This window comes from Arthrobacter crystallopoietes BAB-32 (assembly GCF_000328305.2).
Taxonomy (GTDB): Bacteria; Actinomycetota; Actinomycetes; order Actinomycetales; family Micrococcaceae; genus Crystallibacter; species Crystallibacter crystallopoietes_A.
The window spans coordinates 1-16556 of sequence record NZ_ANPE02000095.1 but is presented as its reverse complement, the minus strand read 5'-3'; the positions used below and the strand labels follow the sequence as shown (position 1 = coordinate 16556).

The following is a 16556-nucleotide window of genomic DNA, read 5'->3' as shown; positions in this document are numbered from 1 at the left end:
CGCCGGCCAGCTTGGCCAGGCCCTCGCGCCGGTCTGCCGCTGCCCGCAGGACCGCAGTGAGGCGCTTTTCCTCGGCCGCGGCGGACTCCTCGGCTGCGGCGCGGGCAGCCACTGCATCATCGAGGGCCATCCGCCGCTCTTCGAGCTCGAACTCAAGTTCGGCCTGCTCTTCGCGGACCGCGGCGGCCTGCTGCTCGAGCTGCTCCGGGTCCCGTCCCGGATCCGGCGCGGCATCCTCGCGGCCCAGCAGCCGGCGCCGTTCATTGGCCAGGTTGCCCAGGGACCGGAAGCGCTCGCGCGTGGCGGAGAGCCGGTACCATGCGTCGCGGGCGGCATTGACGCGCGGCGTCGCTTCGGCGGCGAGCCGTTCCAGCTCGGCCAACCGGCGCCGGCCGGCCTCAAGGGTCCGCTCCACTTCCGCCTGCCGGGCCTTGACCGCTGCCTCGTCGGCGATGTCCTGCTGCAGGGCGCTGGTCAGCTGGACCAGGTCATCAGCCATCAGCCGTGCCCGTGCGTCGCGGACCTCGAACTGGACCTGCTGGGCGCGGCGTGCGACTTCGGCCTGTTTGCCCAGCGGGGTCAGCTGGCGGCGCAGTTCCGTGGTCAGGTCGGTCAAGCGGGTCAGGTTCGCCTGCATCGCCTCCAGCTTGCGGACGGTTTTTTCCTTGCGCCGCCGGTGCTTGAGGATCCCCGCGGCTTCCTCGATGAAGCCGCGCCGGTCCTCCGGCGTCGCATGCAGGATCCGGTCCAGCTGGCCCTGCCCGACGATGACGTGCATCTCGCGCCCCAGGCCGGAATCGCTCAGCAGTTCCTGGATATCCAGCAGCCGGCAGTTGCTCCCATTGATGGCGTATTCGGATCCACCGGCCCTGAACAAGGTCCGGGAAATGGTGACTTCCGAATATTCGATCGGCAGGGCGCCGTCGGTATTGTCGATGGTCAGCGACACCTGGGCCCGGCCCAGCGGCGCGCGGCCGGCGGTGCCGGCAAAGATGACGTCCTCCATCTTGCCGCCGCGCAGTGTCTTGGCGCCCTGCTCGCCCATCACCCAGGCCAAGGCGTCGACGACGTTGGATTTGCCTGAGCCGTTCGGACCGACCACGGCGGTCACGCCGGGCTCGAAATCGAAGGTCGTGGCCGACGCAAATGATTTGAAGCCGCGTACCGTCAGAGATTTCAGATGCAAATTGTGTCTCCCGCAGCGTTCATTCCTTGACACAATCTACCGTGTTTCCCGCATTCAGCCCGGCAACTTGCGGCGTCTTGCACACAACTGCCGCCCGGAGTGGCACTGTGGAGGACAACAGAGAGCGGTTTCATGGCCCGGCGCGCATATGCGGGAACGCGCCGGTTGGGTGCATAGTTAAGGTTTCGGGGCTTCAGCGGCGCGTGCACCGGTGGAGCAGGAATAAACACGAATAAAGGCTGGATATTGACCGGTAACGCGACGTTTCGACATGACAACACGGCACTGCTGGCCGTCTCGAGCGTGGAGGCACCGGTGGCAGTCAGCTCGGAAGATTTCGACGAACGGCTGGAGCCCAGCCTGAAGCGGCTGCGGCTGTCGCGGAAACTGCTGGAACGTGTCGCTGGCGTGCGCGAACGCCGCTGGTGGTCGCCCGGCTCGTCCTTCGATGACGGCGCGATCGAAGCCGGCGCCAAAGCCATGGCCGAGGCCGGGGTCGAGCCGGGCCAGATCGGCCTGCTCATCAACACGTCGGTAACCCGCCGCAACCTGGAGCCTTCGGTTGCGGTCAAGATCCACCACGGGCTGGGACTGCCGTCGTCGGCCATGAATTTCGACCTGGCCAATGCCTGCCTCGGCTTCGTCAACGGCATCACCCTCGCTGCCAACATGATCGATTCCGGCCAGATCAAGTATGCCCTCATCGTCGCCGGCGAAGACGCCCAGCCCACCCAGGAAACCACGTTCCAGCGGCTGAACCGTCCGGACTCCACCCGCGAGGACTACCTGCGCGAGTTCGCCACCCTCACGCTGGGCTCGGGTGCCGCCGCCGCCGTGATCGGCCCGGCGGACCAGCACCCGGGTTCGCACCGGATCCTTGGCGGCGTCTCCCGCGCCGGCACCGAGCACCACGAGCTGTGCGTCGGCGGCCACAGCGGCATGTACACCGATACCAAAGGCCTCCTCGACAACGGCCTCGAGCTGGTGGTCAGCGCGTGGCACGAGGCGCACGGCAACGGCTGGGACTGGAGGTCGATGGACCGCTACGTCACGCACCAGGTGTCCACCTCCTACACCAACGCCATCATCAAGGCCGTCAGCCTCGTCCGCGACCGCGTGCCCATCACTTTCCCCAAGTGGGGCAACGTTGGTCCGGCGTCGCTGCCGATGACCCTGGCCCAGGAAGCGCAGACCCTCCACAGGGGCGACCGCGTCCTGTGCATGGGCGTGGGCTCCGGCCTGAACACCACCATGATGGAGATTGCGTGGTAGCAGAGCTCTGGCCCGGCGTCCCGGCCGAATGGTCCCGCCGCGTCCGCGTCCCGTCCACCGCCGCCGTCGACCCCGCAGGCACAGTCCACACCTGGCATCTGCTCGACAACGGCCCGGAGCTGGCAGGCCGCGGCGTCGAACCGGAAGGGACGCTGCTCTGCGTTCACGGCAATCCCACTTGGTCCTACCTATGGCGCAGCCTGCTCGCCGCCGCCAGCCAACGCAGCAAGCCCTGGCGTGTGGTCGCCGTCGACCATCTGGACATGGGCTTCTCCCCCCGCACCGGCCGCTTCCGCCGGCTCGCGGACCGGATCACCGATCTGGGCGACCTGACCGCCGAGCTCGGCCTCGAGGGTCCGGTGGTCACTGTTGGCCATGACTGGGGCGGCGTCATTTCGCTCGGCTGGGCGCTGCGGCACCGCAGCCAGCTGGCCGGCATCGTCCTGAACAACACAGCTGTCCACCCCGCCGGCTTCGACCTGCCTGCGGCGCTGAAGCTCGCGCTGCATCCGGCCGTCCACCAGTGGGGTACGACGACGTCGCCGGCCTTCCTGCGCGTGACCCACGCTTTGGCGCGTCCCGCCTTGCCCAAGGACGTACGGCGGGCGTTCATGGCGCCGTACCTCACCGCCGCCCGGCGTTCCGGGGTGGGCAACTTCGTCGCTGACATTCCCGCCGACCCGTCCGCCCCGAGCTGGCCGGCCCTGACCGAGGTGGCGGAGGGAATCCGCGGGCTGGACGTTCCGGCGCTGCTGCTGTGGGGCCCGCAGGACCCGGTCTTCTCCGACCGCTACCTGCGCGACCTGCTCCAGCGCCTGCCGCACGCCGACGTGCACCGGTTCGAAGGAGCAGGCCACCTGCTGCCCGAGGACCGGGACATCGCTTCGCCGGTGTTCGGCTGGCTGGACATGCAGCCGGCTGGCTCCAGCCAAACTCCGGAAGCTGTCCCTGGACCGGATGCCGTGGCGCAGCCCTCCACGCCGCAGGTCCCCTACCGGCCGATGCTCGCCGAACTCGAGGCGCGGCGCACAGACTCCTCCCCCGCCGTCGTCGATATGGCGCCGCTGAACGCGCCGGCCGCCGGGCCCCGCACGCTGTCCTGGGCCGAACTGGCCGGGCAAGTCGAACTGCTGGCAGCGGGCCTGGCAGCTCAAGGCGTCCGCGAGGGACACCGGATCAACCTGCTCGTGCCGCCGGGCATCGAACTGACTTCGCTGATCTACGCCTGCCTCAAGCTCGGCGCCGTCGTGGTCGTTGCCGATGCGGGGCTCGGCACCGCCGGGCTGAGCCGGGCGATCAAGGGAGCCGGACCGGACTTCATCGTCGGGATCGAGCGGGCACTCGCCGGGGCGCGGATGCTCAACTGGCCCGGCCGGCGTATCAGTGTCGCGGAGCTGCCCCAGGCGAAGCGGCGGCTCTACGGCGTCGAGGCCACGCTGGCCGAACTGCTGGCCGCTGGCGCAGCGGAAGGCAGCCGGCCGGATGCGGCTGGAGCCTGGGCTCCCGATCCGGACGCCGACGCCGCCATCCTCTTCACCTCAGGCTCCACGGGTCCGGCCAAGGGCGTGGTCTACACGCACCGGCAGCTGGCGGCGATGCGGGACACTCTGAAGGACACTTACAAGCTGGAGGCCGGTACCGCGCTGGTGGCCGGCTTTGCGCCGTTCGCCCTGCTCGGACCGGCGCTGGGCGCCACCTCGGTCACCCCGGACATGGACGTCACGGCACCCAGGACCTTGACGGCCGCCGCGCTCGCCGATGCCGCCGCAGCGGTCCAAGCGACCGCGGTGTTCGCCTCCCCCGCGGCGCTGGCCAATGTGCTGGCCACGGCCGGCGAGCTGGCACCGGAGCAGCGGGCCGCGCTGGAGAAGGTCGAGCTCCTGCTGTCCGCGGGCGCCCCGATCCCCGAGCCGCTGCTGGCCCGGGTCCAGCAGCTCCTCCCTGCCGCCTCGCTGCACACTCCCTACGGCATGACCGAAGCGCTGCCCGTCACGGATATCAGCCTGGCCGGGATCCGTGCCGCCGGTACCGGCAACGGCGTCTGCGTCGGAACGCCGGTGGTCGGCGTCCGGGTGGCGATCGCCGCCCTCGATGCCAGCGGCCTTCCCGCATCGGAACCGTCGGCGGCGCCGGGAACCACGGGCGAGATCCTGGTCAGCGCCCCGCATGTCAAGGACCGCTACGACCGGCTGTGGATCACCCAGACGCAGTCGGCGTCCGTTCCCGGCTGGCACCGCACCGGCGACGTCGGGCATCTCGACGCCGAGGGCAGGCTGTGGGTGGAAGGACGCCTGGCCCACATCATCACCACGGCTGGCGGCGTCGTCACGCCTGTCGCCGCGGAACAGGCAGCGGAAACGCACGACGGCGTGCGGCTGGCCGCCGTCGTCGGTGTAGGTCCCGAGGGGGCACAAGTTCCGGTCGCCGTCGTGGAAACCGTCCCGCCGGTGCGTAAGGCTGGCCCCGCCCTCGGTGGGCTCGCCCGCGAAGTGCGCAACGCCGTCGTACAGGCCGCCGGGCTGGAGTTGGCCGCGGTGCTGACGGTGCCGCAGCTCCCCACGGACATCCGGCACAACTCGAAGATCGACCGGGCGCGGCTGGCCCGCTGGGCTGAAGGGGCGCTCGCCGGCGGAAAGATGGGAACGCCATGAGCCGCCGCACTCAGGAGCAGGACCCGCGCAACGTCCTGGTCACCGGGGCCAGCGGGATGCTCGGCGGTGCTGTCGCGGCCCTGCTGCTGGAGCAGGGGCACCGTGTGCGCACGTTCCAGCGGCGCCCGGCCCGCGCGGCGGGAGGTCCCGTTCCCGAGCAGGTGCCGGGCTCGCTGGCCGACCCGGAGGCGGTTGCCCGGGCGGTCGACGGCATGGACGCCGTCATCCATCTGGCCGCCAAGGTGTCCTTCACCGGGGAATGGGACGAGTTCGTGGCGGTGAATATCGACGGCACGCGGACACTCCTGGACCAGGCCCGCGCGGCCGGCGTGCACGACCTCGTCTTCGTTTCCTCCCCCTCGGTAGCGCATTTCGGCGAGGCGATCGCCGGCGCCGGAGCAGCGGCGGCGGACCCGGACCGCGCACGCGGCCACTACGCCCGCTCCAAGGCCGCCGCGGAGCTGCTCGCCCTGTCCGCGGACGCTCCCGGTTTCCGGGTCACGGCGGTCCGTCCGCACGTTGTCTGGGGCCCCGGAGACACCCAGCTCGTGGAGCGCGTGCTCGAGCGGGCGAAGGCCGGCCGGTTGCCGCTGCTGGACCATGGCGCCGCGCTGATTGACACGACCTACATCGACAACGCCGCCGCCGCCATTGTCCGCGCGCTGGAACGGATGGAGCAGGCGCACGGACAGGCTCTGGTAGTGACCAACGGCGAACCGCGCCCCGTCGGCGAACTGCTGGCCGGCATCTGCGAAGCCGGCGGAGTCAAGCCTCCGGCCTGGCGCGTGCCCGGACGGGTGGCGCGCGGGGCCGGCGCCGTCCTTGAACGCGCTTGGCTGGCCGCCGGGCGCCGCGGTCTCGTCCAGGACGAGCCGCCGATGACCCGGTTCCTGGCCGAGCAGCTCTCGACAGCGCACTGGTTCGACCAGCGCCGTACCCGCGAGGTGCTGGATTGGACCCCTTCGGTCAGCATCGACGAAGGCCTGCGCCGGCTGGCCGCCCACTACCAGCCCGGCCGGACCGCCTGAGGAGGACAACCACTATGGACAGCGTGACCCAAATCGACCAATGGCCGGTGGCCAACGCCTCCACCGCCCTCATCGGCAAGGACGGCACCGTCCTCGATGCGCACGGCAGCCAGAAGCGGCCGTACCGGCTGGCGTCGGTCACCAAGCTGCTGAGCGCGTACGCGGTGCTGGTGGCCGTCGAGGAAGGCGCCCTGGAACTGGACCAGCCCGCCGGACCCGAGGGCTCGACGGTGCGGCACCTGCTGGCCCACTGCAGCGGCTATGACTTCGGCGACCGGACCGTGCGCTTCGCCCCCGGCGCCCGACGGCTCTACTCCAATGCGGGCTTCGATGTTCTGGGCGAAACGCTGGAGCACGCGGCCGGCATGCCGTTCGCCGATTATCTGCGCGAGGGCGTGCTGGAGCCGCTGGGCATGTCCGCCACGGAGCTCAACGGCTCCCCCGCCTACGCTGCCACGTCGACCGTCGCCGATCTGGCCCGCTTCGCCGCGGAACTCCAGCAGCCCCGGCTGCTGGATCCGACGACCCTGGCCGCCGCCACCACGGTGGAGTACCCCGGGTTGGCCGGCGTGCTGCCCGGCTTCGGCCGCCAGCAGCACAATGACTGGGGGCTCGGGTTCGAGATCCGCAACGGCAAGTCGCCGCACTGGACCGGTTCAGCCAGCTCACCGGACACGTTCGGGCACTTCGGCCAGTCCGGGACCTTCCTCTGGGTGGATCCGGCCGCCGGCGCTGCCTGCGTGGTGCTCACGGACCGCGACTTCGGGCCGTGGGCGGCCGAGGCCTGGCCGGTTTACACGGACGCGTTGCTGGCGGACCTAACCGGCTGAAGCGGGTCTAGCCGCGGAGGTCCGGGCCGCCGGTAGACGCGGCGATCCGGACACTGTATAGGACTGCTCAGCCTGCTGAGGCGCGGGGCGCTCCGATGCCTGGGTCTATCTGAAACGGCCCGGATGCAGAGGGGCGCACGTCGAAGTCGAAGATCGACGTCGGCAGATAGACCGTGGAACATGAGTTGGGGATATCCACCACCCCGGAGAGCCGGCCCTCGATCGGCGCTGCGCCGAGAAGCAGGTAGGCCTGCTCAGGGCTATAGCCGAACTTGGTCAGGTAATCGATCGCGTGCAGACAAGCACGTTGGTAGGACAAGTGCGAGTCCAGATAGTGCTGTTTGCCGTCCAGCGTCACCGAAGTTCCCGAGAACGCTAGCCACTCGGAAAATTGGGGGTCCGTGGTTCCTGGCATGAAGATGGCGTTCTCGCTCACACCGTACGTGTCCATTCCCCCCTTAATAACTTCGAAACGCAGATCGATGAATCCGCCCATTTCGATGGCGCCACAGAAGGTGATCTCGCCATCGCCTTGGGAAAAATGCAGATCCCCTAGGGAGAAGTTCGCACCGTCCACGAATACCGGGTAGAAGACCCGCGAACCTTTGGTCAGGTTCTTGATGTCCTGGTTTCCGCCGTTCTCGCGGGGCGGCGCCGTGCGGGCGGCTTCAGCTGCTACCCGATCAAAATCCGAATCCGATACACCACCAAGAAGCGCGTACTGCGGCTCGGGAGGCAGCGCCAGCGGGGGAACCCGGTCGGGATCCGTCGCGATCAGGTCGCCTTCGCGTCTGTTCCACTTGGCCAGCAACTCCGCGGAAGGAGCTGTGCCCATCAGGCCGGGATGGATGATGCCGTTGAACGAAACATTCGGCACGTGGCGAGAGGTTGCCTTCTGCCCAGTGAAGTCCCAGATGGCCTTGTACGCATCGGGGAATTGGTCCGTGAGGAAACCGCCGCCGTTGGTCTTCGCGAAAATGCCGGTGTAACCCCAGCCTTGCCCCGCCAACGGCCCGGAGTCCTCCTGCGGAATCGGTCCTACATCGAGGATGTCGACGACCAGCAGGTCACCCGGTTGGGCCCCTTCGATGGCAAACGGTCCACTGAGTTTGTGGACCGTCAGCAGTGGTGCATTTAGGATATCTTCAGCGGAATCGTCATTGACGATAGCGCCGTCGAACCACTCGCGGCAGTCTATCCGGACGGAAACCCCCTGTTTGACGCTGGCAACCGGTGGAATTTCCGGGTGCCAACGGTTGTGTCCGACTTTCTCCTGGTCTTCGAATTTCTTGCTCGAGTCGAGCGGGAAAATGACTTCAGGCATTAATCTCTACTCTCCTTCGTTGATCTTCCACTCCCCTTGCCTCAGGGCCGCGGAAGCTTCTGGTGCAGCGGATTGTGCGTGTAACGTTGAGCAGCAGTTTTCCTCTGGGGCAGTCTGGCGACCACCTCCGGTTCATGGGCGCTCCGGGCGGTGCTGTCCACCAGTTTGTAGGCGTTGGATCCTGCAACAGACAGTCGTGGCGAGCTGAAGACCCTGCGGACCTTAAGCCCGCAGACGGGACAGTCGGCACTTTGGGGCGCGTGACCCATGGCGAAATTAAGTTCCACTGCATCGCATTGGGCGCAGCGGTATTCGTATAGGGTCATCAGGACGCTCCTCGCGCCGAAGCCGGACCTACTTGGTCCCGGTTCCGCCGCTCCCGAGCCCGTCCCAGGAACAGCGAGGCTGCGAAAGATGCGGCGAAGATAATGCCACCAACCCAAGCCGTAGCGGGGGTAGAGACGAAGCTGCCGCTGAGCAACAGCAAAGCCGGGATGGTACAGGTCAACCAACCGCAAAAGATAGCAAACCACCCGGTTGCCGCTGTGATTGATTCCCTGCCCAAGGCCATGAGCAGGAAGAACATGAACCACAGCACCGCCCAAGTGATCCAGATAACCCCGAATAGCGGATCAGAGATCAAAGTGAAACTCAGGATTCCGATGACAACGGCGACCACTGCGACGAAAAGACTGAACCAGCCCAATCCCTCCGGACTGATGCCGGTCAACTGCAGGATACCGACGTAAAGATAGGTAAAGCCGAATAGGAACAGGCCGGCCGCAGCAAACGTTGCGGCGAGCTCACCTTGCGCCTGCGCCAGCAGGACGAGAGGTACGACGGTCTGCAGTGCCCCTACGAAAAGATTCAGAATAGCGGCTGATTTTCCGGGAATCCGGCCGAGCAGCATTAGCCCGTTGATGAAAAGAATTGCTCCAACGTATAACAGTCCAGCACTAGCCATATTTGCCTCGTTGCAAAGGAAGTGGAACTACCAACGAATATAGGGCCGAACCTAACAACCTCTAGTTTCCCAGGTCAATGGAGCGGCCTTGGGAAAACCTGATGGAGCCGGAGACTGACCCACATGGGGAAGCGGGAAGGGAACTCCCGGTTACCAGCGGCCGTTGCGCGGGCGGCGCTGGCACACCGGGCAGGTGTAGGACGAGCGGTTCATGAAGGAATCCCGCCGGATCCTGGTGTCCAGGCCGAGCGCGGCGCAGCGCGGGCACGGCTCGCCTTCCCGGCCGTAGGCGTTCAGGGAGCGGGCAAAGTAGCCGGAGGCGCCATTCACGTTGACGTAGAGAGAGTCGAAGCTGGTGCCGCCCGCGTCCAACGCGCGGTTCATCACGTCCCTGCACTCGTCCACCAGGGCCAGCGCGTCCTTGCGCCGCAGCGTATCCGTGGGCCGGGCGAAATGCAGTTTGGCAGCCCAGAGCGCCTCGTCCGCGTAGATGTTGCCGATCCCGGAGATGAGCCCCTGGTCCAGCAGGGCGCGCTTGATACCGGTCTTCCGCGCCCGCAGCCGCTGGTAGAAGGCGTCGAAGGAGAACGCCGGATCCAGCGGGTCCCGGGCAATGTGGGACGCCTCCACCGGCACCAGCGGCAGCGGGGTCTCCGCGAGCCCGCCGGGATGACCGTCCGCGGTGGGCACCAGGTCTGCCAGGAACATCCCGCCGAAGATCCGCTGGTCCACGAACCGCAGCTCGGCGGGCGCCACGTTGCCGCCGGTGTCAGTGCCCGGGCTAAGGGTCAGCCGGACCTTCAGGTGCTTCTCATCCGGGGCCTCGGCATCTTCGATCAGCAATTGGCCGCTCATGCCCAGGTGCACCATCAGCGCAAGGTGCGGCGCACCGCCGTCGTTAGCGTTGTTCTGGCCGTCCTCCTGCAGGGGCAGCCACAGGAACTTGCCGCGCCGGACGGCGTCGACGACCCGGGCGCCCTCGAGGTTGCCGCGCAGGTCCTCAGCGCCGAGGACGTGCCGGCGGATGGAGCGTTCGTCGAGGACTTCGACTTTGGTGATCGTTCGGCCGCGCACCCACTGCGCCAGGCCGCGGCGGACCACCTCGACCTCGGGGAGTTCAGGCATCGGCCGTCTCGGCGGCGCGCAGCTGACGCCACGAGACGGCGGCGGCTTCCTGCTCCGCTTCCTTCTTCGAGTGGCCGGTGCCCTGCCCGTAGGCGACGCCGCCAATGTGCAGGGTGGCCACGAAGGTGCGGGCATGGTCCGGACCGGAGCCTTGGACGGCGTACTCCACGCTGCCCATCTTGCGGGCAGCCGCGAGCTCCTGGATGCTGGTCTTCCAGTCCGTGCCGGCGCCGAGGGCCTCGGCGTCCGCCAGCAGCGGCGAGATCAGGCGCATGACCATCTGGCGTGCCGTCTCGATCCCGTTGGTCAGGTAGGTCGCGCCAATCAGCGCTTCGACCGTGTCGGCGAGGATGGAGGCCTTGTCCGCTCCGTTGGTGAGCTTTTCGCCCTGGCCCAGCAGAATGTGCGGCCCGATGCCCAGTTCGCGGGCAATGCCGGCCAGCGCGCGGGTACTGACGACGGCGGAACGCCGCTTGGCCAGTTCGCCTTCCGGCAGGTCGGGGTTGTCCCGGTACAGCGCGTCGGTGACGGAGAAACCGAGGATCGAGTCCCCGAGGAATTCCAGCCGTTCGTTGGTGGGCAGCCCGCCGTGCTCGTACGCGTAGGAGCGGTGGGTCAGGGCAAGACGAAGCGTCTCGGCGTCGATATCGACGCCGAGACGCTTCAAAAGCTCTTCAGTTGAAGGCATGCCGGACGTGCTTAGACGTCGGCTACCTTGCGGCCCTTGTATTCAAGGAACAGCGCGGTGCCGGCCGAATCGGTGACAACCTTGGCCTGGTGCGGCAGGCTGTAGGTCACGCGGCCGTTTTCGACGGTCTTGACCAGGTTGGGGGCGCTTGCCTTCCACTGGGACCGGCGTGCGCGCGTATTCGAGCGGGACATCTTCCGCTTGGGAACAGCCACGGCTAACTCTCTTCTCTCTCGTCTGACTCTGTACTTGTTGGCGCCTCGTCGGCAACCGTGCCGGCCAGCCCGGCGAGGGCTGCCCAGCGAGGATCCAAGACCTCATGGTGGTGACCCGGATCCTCTTCAAGGCGCATCCCGCATTCAGGGCAAAGGCCTTTACAGTCTTCCCGGCACACCGGCTGGAACGGCAGGGATGTCACCACTGCGTCCCGCAACACCGGTTCGAGATCGATTGAATCGTGCTCAACCCGCCGCTGCTCTTCAGCCTCTTCATCATCCGGGCCCTGATCCTGAGAATCAAATCCCTCGAAGTAGAAGAGTTCCTGCACCCGAACGTCCTGTTCGTAGGCGATGGGATCCAGGCAGCGGCCGCATTCGCCCTTAAGGCTAACGGTGGCAGTGCCGGAGACCAGGACACCTTCGTGGACAGACTCAAGCCTGAGATCCAGCTCCATGTCGGAGCCTTCCTCCACGCCTATGAGTGCCACACCGAAATCCTTCGGTGCTGGTACATGTTCGTTGAGGGTCCGCATGCTGCCCGGGCTGCGCCCGAGCTCCTTGACACCAATGGTCAATGGCGAATTCTGATCATGATTCATGACCACGTTGATGAGAACTCCCTACTGAACATATGACCGACGAATCATCATAGCCTGAACCGCGGCGCAGTCTCAAATGACGCGCCGGAGGGGGCTACTGGTCCTTCTCCTGCCGGAACCGTTCCAGCACGGCTTTGGGCACGAACTCGGAGATGTCGCCGCCGAGCGCGGCGACTTCCTTCAGCAGCGTGGACGAGAGGTGGGTGTAGCTGCTTTCGGCGGGCAGGAAGATGGTTTCGACGCCGGTCAAGTGGCGGTTCATGTGGGCCATCGGCAGTTCATAGTGGTAGTCCTGCGTGGTGCGCAGGCCCTTGAGGATGACGTTGGCACCGCGGCTGCGGCAAAACTCGGCCAGCAGGCCCTCGCCCATCGGCTCCACAGTCACCCCGCGCAGGTAGGACAGCGTCTGGGTGGCCATCTGGAGCCGGGTCTGCAGATCGAAGCGGTACTTCTTGGCGTAGTTCGTGGAAACGGCCACGATCACTTCGTCGTACATGCTGGCGGCACGGGCAATGATTTCCACGTGTCCGTTGTGCAGGGGGTCATAGGATCCGGGGCAGACGGCGCGGCGCATATCTACGAATCTAGCCCATGGGAACGGCGGGCTGCAGCAGACCGGGCCGATAGCAGTGGTAATACTGGGAAGCATGAGCAGAACCGACAGGACGTTAGCCCAAGGCCGGCAAGGCACTCTCCAGGCGCCGTGGCAGCGGGCTGCTGCCGGAGCCAACCTGCTGGGCGCCGACGGGCGGCTGGATGTGACCATTTTCGAAGAGATCACCACGCTGGCCGTCCGGACCGGAGCCATCAACCTCGGCCAGGGCTTCCCGGACGAAGACGGTCCGGACGTTATGGCCGAAGCGGCCCGGGACGCCATCGCCTCCGGTGCCAACCAGTACGCGCCGGGCAAGGGCATTCCCGCGCTGCGCGATGCCATCGCCGCCCACCAGCAGCGCTTCTACGGCCTCGACCTGGATCCGGAAGACCAGATCGTCGTAACGACCGGGGCCACCGAGGCGATCGCCGCAGCCCTGCTGGCACTCACCGGTCCGGGCGACGAGGTGCTCACCTTCGAGCCGTTCTACGACTCGTACGGCGCGGTCATTGGCCTCAGCGGCGCCACGCACACCACCAGCCCGCTGGTTGCTCCGGATTTCCATCCCGACCTCGATGCTTTGGAAGCCGCCGTCAGTGACCGGACCAGGGTCATCCTGGTCAACAACCCGCACAACCCCATGGGCAGCGTCTTCACGCACACGGAGCTGACCCGGATTGTGGAACTGGCACACCGGCACGACGCCGTGATCATCACGGACGAGGTCTACGAACATCTGACCTTCGGCGTCCAACACGTCCCCGTGGCCACGCTGCCAGGGGCTGCGGAACGGACGCTGACCATCTCCTCGGCCGGCAAGACCTTCTCTTTCACCGGCTGGAAAGTCGGCTGGGTCAGCGGCCCGCCCGAGCTCGTCGCCGCAGTCCGCACCGTCAAGCAGTTCCTGAGCTACTCCTCCGGCACACCGTTCCAGGCCGCGGTGGCCGCGGGGCTGGCCATGGACGACGCCTTCTACGGAGGCATTTCCTCAACCCTGCAGGCCAAGCGCGACATCCTCGCCGACGGACTGCGCACCGCCGGCCTGGAGGTCTTCCTGCCCGAGGGCACCTACTTCATCAACGTCGACACCGCCCCGCTAGGCGTTACCGACGCGACGGCCTTGGCCCGCCGCCTGCCCGAACTCGTCGGGGTGGCGGCCATCCCGGTGCCCGTGTTCTGCCATCCGGAGGGCGCCGAACGCACCAAGTCGCTGCTGCGGTTCGCCTTCTGCAAGCGCCCAGAGGTGCTGGAAGAGGCAGCGGCCCGCCTGGCCCAGCTCAAGGATCGGTTGTAACCCATGCCCGCAAGGTTCCTGCGCGGCGCCGGAGAGCACGCCGAAATCCTTCCCGACACGCGCGTGGCCGGAAGCTACATCCTGTCCATCGGTGGCGCCGAGCAGTCCCATGTGAACCTCAGGGAGCCGAGCGAAGTCTTCTATGAGTACCTGCGGCGGATTGCCAATGTGGCCGACCTGGCGGCTCCGGCCGGCGTGCCGCTGCGCTGCCTGCATCTGGGGGCCGGGGCGCTGACACTGGCCCGCTACCTCCAGGCGACGAGGCCAGGTTCCGAACAGTACGCCGTTGAGCTCGAACGCGAACTGCTGGATTTCGTCGTCGACCATTTGCCGCTGCCGGAAGGCACGGACCTGACCGTGTACATCGGCGACGCCCGGCAGGAGGTCGCCTTCGGCGAGGTGGAGGGCCCCTTCGACCTGGTGGTGCTGGACGTCTTCGCCGGCGAGGACGCCCCGGCGCATCTCACCACGGCGGACTTCTACGGCGAGCTCCTGGACCTGCTGGCCCCGCAAGGGGTGCTGCTGGTGAACATCGGCGACGACCCGCCGCTGGCCTTCGCCAAGCGCCAGCTGGCCGCAGTCCTCGAACACACCGCCCACGCCGCCTTGCTCGCCGACGCCGGCATGTTCAGCTGCCGCCATCCCGGCAATCTGGTGGTCGCGGCACGGCGCGATCCATGGCCGGATGAGTGGACGGCGGCGCTGCTGGCTGCCGGTCCGCATCCGGCAGGGGTGCTGACCGGGGCCGGGCTCAGGGATTTTGCTGGAGGCTAGCCTCGGCCGGCTCGGCGAACCACAACTGGGTTTCTCCGTACTTGCGGTCCGAGAAGCACTCCAGCCCCGCGGGCCACTGCGGCTGCGGTGAGCGGGAGGAGCGTTCGACGACGACCACCGCGCCGCCGGCCAGCACCGGCACCAGCAGATCCAGCAGCAGCGCGAGCTTGCTGTCGGTAAGTGTGTAGGGCGGATCCATCAGGACCAGGTTGTAGTGCCCGCCGGCCTGCAGCTTGGCCAGGAAGCCTTCGGCACCCGTACGATGCACCTGGACCACCCGGCGTCGCAGCACGGTGTTGACCTGGTCGGCGTTCCGGCGGCACACCCCAGCGGCTTTCTCGTTCAATTCGACGAGCTCGACCCGCGCCGCCCCGCGGCTGGCACATTCGATCCCGAGCGCGCCGGAGCCGGCGAAGAGGTCGAGCACCACGGCGTCGTGCAGGATGTCATAGGACTCCAGCCGGGAGAACAGCGCTTCCTTCACCCGGTCGGTGGTCGGCCTGGTTCCGGTCCCGGGCACGTTGGCCAGAGCCAGCCCGCCGGCAGCTCCGGCAATGATCCTGCTCATGCATCAGCCCCGTTCAAGGAAGGCTTCCTTCTCCGGATTCAGGTACAGCTCGATGGCCTCGGCCAGTTCGGGATAATCCCCGAGCACGGCGTCGTGCTCGATGATGGCCGCCGCGTCCGTGCGTGCCTGTTCGATGATCGGCTCGTCCTTGAGCACCCGCAGCAGCTTCAGCGTGGACTTGCCGCCGGACTGCGTGGCGCCGAGGATGTCGCCTTCGCGGCGAAGCTTCAGGTCCTCCTGGGACAGCTCGAAACCGTCGGTGGTGGCGGCGACGGCCTCCAGCCGCTGGCGGCTGGGGTGTCCCGGTTCGAGCCGGGTCACCAGCAGGCAGGTGCCGGGCAGCCCGCCGCGGCCCACCCGGCCGCGCAGCTGGTGCAGCTGCGAAATGCCGAACCGGTCAGCATCCAGGATGACCATCAACGTGGCGTTATGGACGTCGACGCCGACTTCGATCACCGTGGTGGACACCAGCAGGTCGAGCCGCCCCTCGGTGAACGCGGCCATGGTGGCGTTCTTCTCCTCGGGCTCGAGCCGGCCGTGCAGGACTCCGATCCGCACGCCGTCCAGCGCCGGGACCGACGCGAGCTCTTCCGCGGTCTGCAGCACGGAGACCAGCACGCGGTTGTCGTCCTCAGCGTCCCCCACTGGCTCCAGCGACGCCGGGTCCTCGCTTTGGCCTTCCCCGATCTTGGGACAGACGACGTAAACCTGCCGTCCGGCGTCGATCTCTTCCCTGGCACGCTCCCAGATGCGCCCTTCCCACTTGGGATTCTCCGGCAGGCCGACCATGTGGGTGCGGATCGCGGCACGCCCCGCGGGGAGCTCGCGCAGCACCGAGGTCTCCAGGTCCCCGAACACCGTCATCGCGACCGTTCGCGGAATGGGTGTGGCCGTCATGACCAGCAGGTGCGGCGGCCGGACGGCCCGCGACCGGAGCGCGTCACGCTGCTCGACGCCGAAGCGGTGCTGCTCATCCACCACGATCAGGCCAAGGTCGAAGTACTGCACTTCCTCGGAGAGCAGGGCGTGCGTGCCCACGATGATGCCAGCCTCGCCGGAGGCGATGTCCAGCAGGATCCTCCGGCGCGCGGAGCCGGTGACCGAACCGGTGAGCAGGGCCACGCGGGTGCCGTTCGCGTCCCCGCCCAGCATGCCGGCCTCCGCCAGGGGCCCCAGGGTGCGGCGGATCGATTCGTAGTGCTGGCCCGCCAGGACTTCCGTGGGAGCCAGCAGCGCGGCCTGGCCGCCGGCGTCGACCACCTGCAGCATGGCGCGCAGCGCCACCAAGGTCTTGCCGGAGCCGACCTCGCCCTGCAGCAGCCGGTTCATCGGATGGTCCGCGCTCAGTTCCTCCGCCAGCGTGGCGCCGACATCGCGCTGGCCGGCGGTCAAGGTGAACGGCAGCGCGGCGTCGAACCGCTCCAGCAGGCCGCCGGGCTT

The 16556-nt window shown here is 67.6% G+C and carries 17 protein-coding genes; 6 read left to right on the top strand and 11 right to left on the bottom strand.

Annotation, left to right across the window (positions count from 1 at the left end):
• Window positions 1-1186, bottom strand: a 1186-nt coding sequence (locus D477_RS06970) for a chromosome segregation SMC family protein (RefSeq protein ID WP_005268304.1), incomplete at its 3' end; no start/stop codon positions are given.
• Between the two features lie 246 nt (window positions 1187-1432).
• Here D477_RS06970 and D477_RS06965 point away from each other — a divergent pair.
• The 4 genes from D477_RS06965 to D477_RS06950 are packed head-to-tail and all read left to right on the top strand — an operon-like array spanning window position 1433 to window position 6967.
• Complete coding sequence (locus D477_RS06965; RefSeq protein WP_005268303.1) at window positions 1433-2458, top strand: 3-oxoacyl-ACP synthase III; 1026 nt, start codon at window positions 1433-1435, stop codon at window positions 2456-2458.
• The gene (locus D477_RS06960) at window positions 2452-5109 is read left to right on the top strand and encodes an alpha/beta fold hydrolase (RefSeq protein ID WP_005268302.1); all 2658 of its coding nucleotides are present in this window, start codon (window positions 2452-2454) and stop codon (window positions 5107-5109) included. The genes D477_RS06965 and D477_RS06960 overlap by 7 nt, the downstream gene beginning before the upstream one ends.
• The gene (locus tag D477_RS06955) at window positions 5106-6137 is read left to right on the top strand and encodes an NAD-dependent epimerase/dehydratase family protein (RefSeq protein ID WP_005268301.1); all 1032 of its coding nucleotides are present in this window, start codon (window positions 5106-5108) and stop codon (window positions 6135-6137) included. Before D477_RS06960 ends, D477_RS06955 begins: the two co-directional genes overlap by 4 nt.
• A 14-nt stretch (window positions 6138-6151) precedes the next feature.
• Window positions 6152-6967 carry a serine hydrolase domain-containing protein gene (locus tag D477_RS06950; RefSeq protein ID WP_005268300.1) on the top strand — a complete coding sequence of 272 codons (816 nt, stop codon included), beginning with the start codon at window positions 6152-6154 and terminating at the stop codon, window positions 6965-6967.
• A 67-nt stretch (window positions 6968-7034) separates the two neighbouring features.
• On the opposite strand, the gene fmdA is transcribed toward D477_RS06950, so the two are convergent.
• The 8 genes from fmdA to coaD all read right to left on the bottom strand — a co-directional run bounded on the left by fmdA (window position 7035) and on the right by coaD (window position 12459).
• Entirely contained in the window at window positions 7035-8291 is a 1257-nt protein-coding gene (fmdA, locus tag D477_RS06945) for a formamidase (RefSeq protein WP_005268299.1), read from the bottom strand.
• Between the two features lie 41 nt (window positions 8292-8332).
• The gene (locus D477_RS21755) at window positions 8333-8617 is read right to left on the bottom strand and encodes an FmdB family zinc ribbon protein (RefSeq protein ID WP_005268298.1); all 285 of its coding nucleotides are present in this window, start codon (window positions 8615-8617) and stop codon (window positions 8333-8335) included.
• A complete protein-coding gene (locus D477_RS06940) occupies window positions 8617-9255 on the bottom strand; it encodes an AmiS/UreI family transporter (protein WP_005268297.1) in 639 nt (212 codons plus the stop codon). Before D477_RS06940 ends, D477_RS21755 begins: the two co-directional genes overlap by 1 nt.
• A gap of 150 nt (window positions 9256-9405) precedes the next feature.
• Window positions 9406-10380: a bifunctional DNA-formamidopyrimidine glycosylase/DNA-(apurinic or apyrimidinic site) lyase gene (gene mutM, locus D477_RS06935; RefSeq protein WP_005268296.1), complete on the bottom strand. Its 975-nt coding sequence runs from the start codon at window positions 10378-10380 to the stop codon at window positions 9406-9408.
• Complete coding sequence (gene rnc, locus D477_RS06930) at window positions 10373-11068, bottom strand: ribonuclease III (protein ID WP_043846016.1); 696 nt, start codon at window positions 11066-11068, stop codon at window positions 10373-10375. Before rnc ends, mutM begins: the two co-directional genes overlap by 8 nt.
• 11 nt (window positions 11069-11079) lie before the next feature.
• Window positions 11080-11283: a 50S ribosomal protein L32 gene (gene rpmF, locus D477_RS06925; RefSeq protein WP_005268294.1), complete on the bottom strand. Its 204-nt coding sequence runs from the start codon at window positions 11281-11283 to the stop codon at window positions 11080-11082.
• A 2-nt stretch (window positions 11284-11285) separates the two neighbouring features.
• Complete coding sequence (locus D477_RS21750; protein WP_005268293.1) at window positions 11286-11885, bottom strand: YceD family protein; 600 nt, start codon at window positions 11883-11885, stop codon at window positions 11286-11288.
• Window positions 11886-11979: 94 nt separating this feature from the next.
• Window positions 11980-12459: a pantetheine-phosphate adenylyltransferase gene (gene coaD, locus D477_RS06915; protein ID WP_005268292.1), complete on the bottom strand. Its 480-nt coding sequence runs from the start codon at window positions 12457-12459 to the stop codon at window positions 11980-11982.
• Between the two features lie 73 nt (window positions 12460-12532).
• On the opposite strand from coaD, the gene D477_RS06910 reads away from it, so the two are divergent.
• Both D477_RS06910 and D477_RS06905 read left to right on the top strand, forming a co-directional pair.
• Window positions 12533-13774, top strand: coding sequence for an aminotransferase class I/II-fold pyridoxal phosphate-dependent enzyme (locus tag D477_RS06910; protein WP_005268291.1), 1242 nt, complete (start codon window positions 12533-12535; stop codon window positions 13772-13774).
• A gap of 3 nt (window positions 13775-13777) precedes the next feature.
• Complete coding sequence (locus tag D477_RS06905; protein WP_005268290.1) at window positions 13778-14548, top strand: spermidine synthase; 771 nt, start codon at window positions 13778-13780, stop codon at window positions 14546-14548.
• Here D477_RS06905 and rsmD read toward each other — a convergent pair.
• Window positions 14526-15116 (bottom strand): 16S rRNA (guanine(966)-N(2))-methyltransferase RsmD, encoded by a 591-nt coding sequence (gene rsmD, locus D477_RS06900; RefSeq protein WP_005268289.1) that lies wholly within the window; start codon window positions 15114-15116, stop codon window positions 14526-14528. The two genes, D477_RS06905 and rsmD, sit on opposite strands and share 23 nt — an antisense overlap.
• Before the next feature lie 3 nt (window positions 15117-15119).
• The coding region (locus D477_RS06895) for an ATP-dependent DNA helicase RecG (RefSeq protein WP_005268288.1) at window positions 15120-16556 on the bottom strand (1437 nt) is incomplete at its 5' end.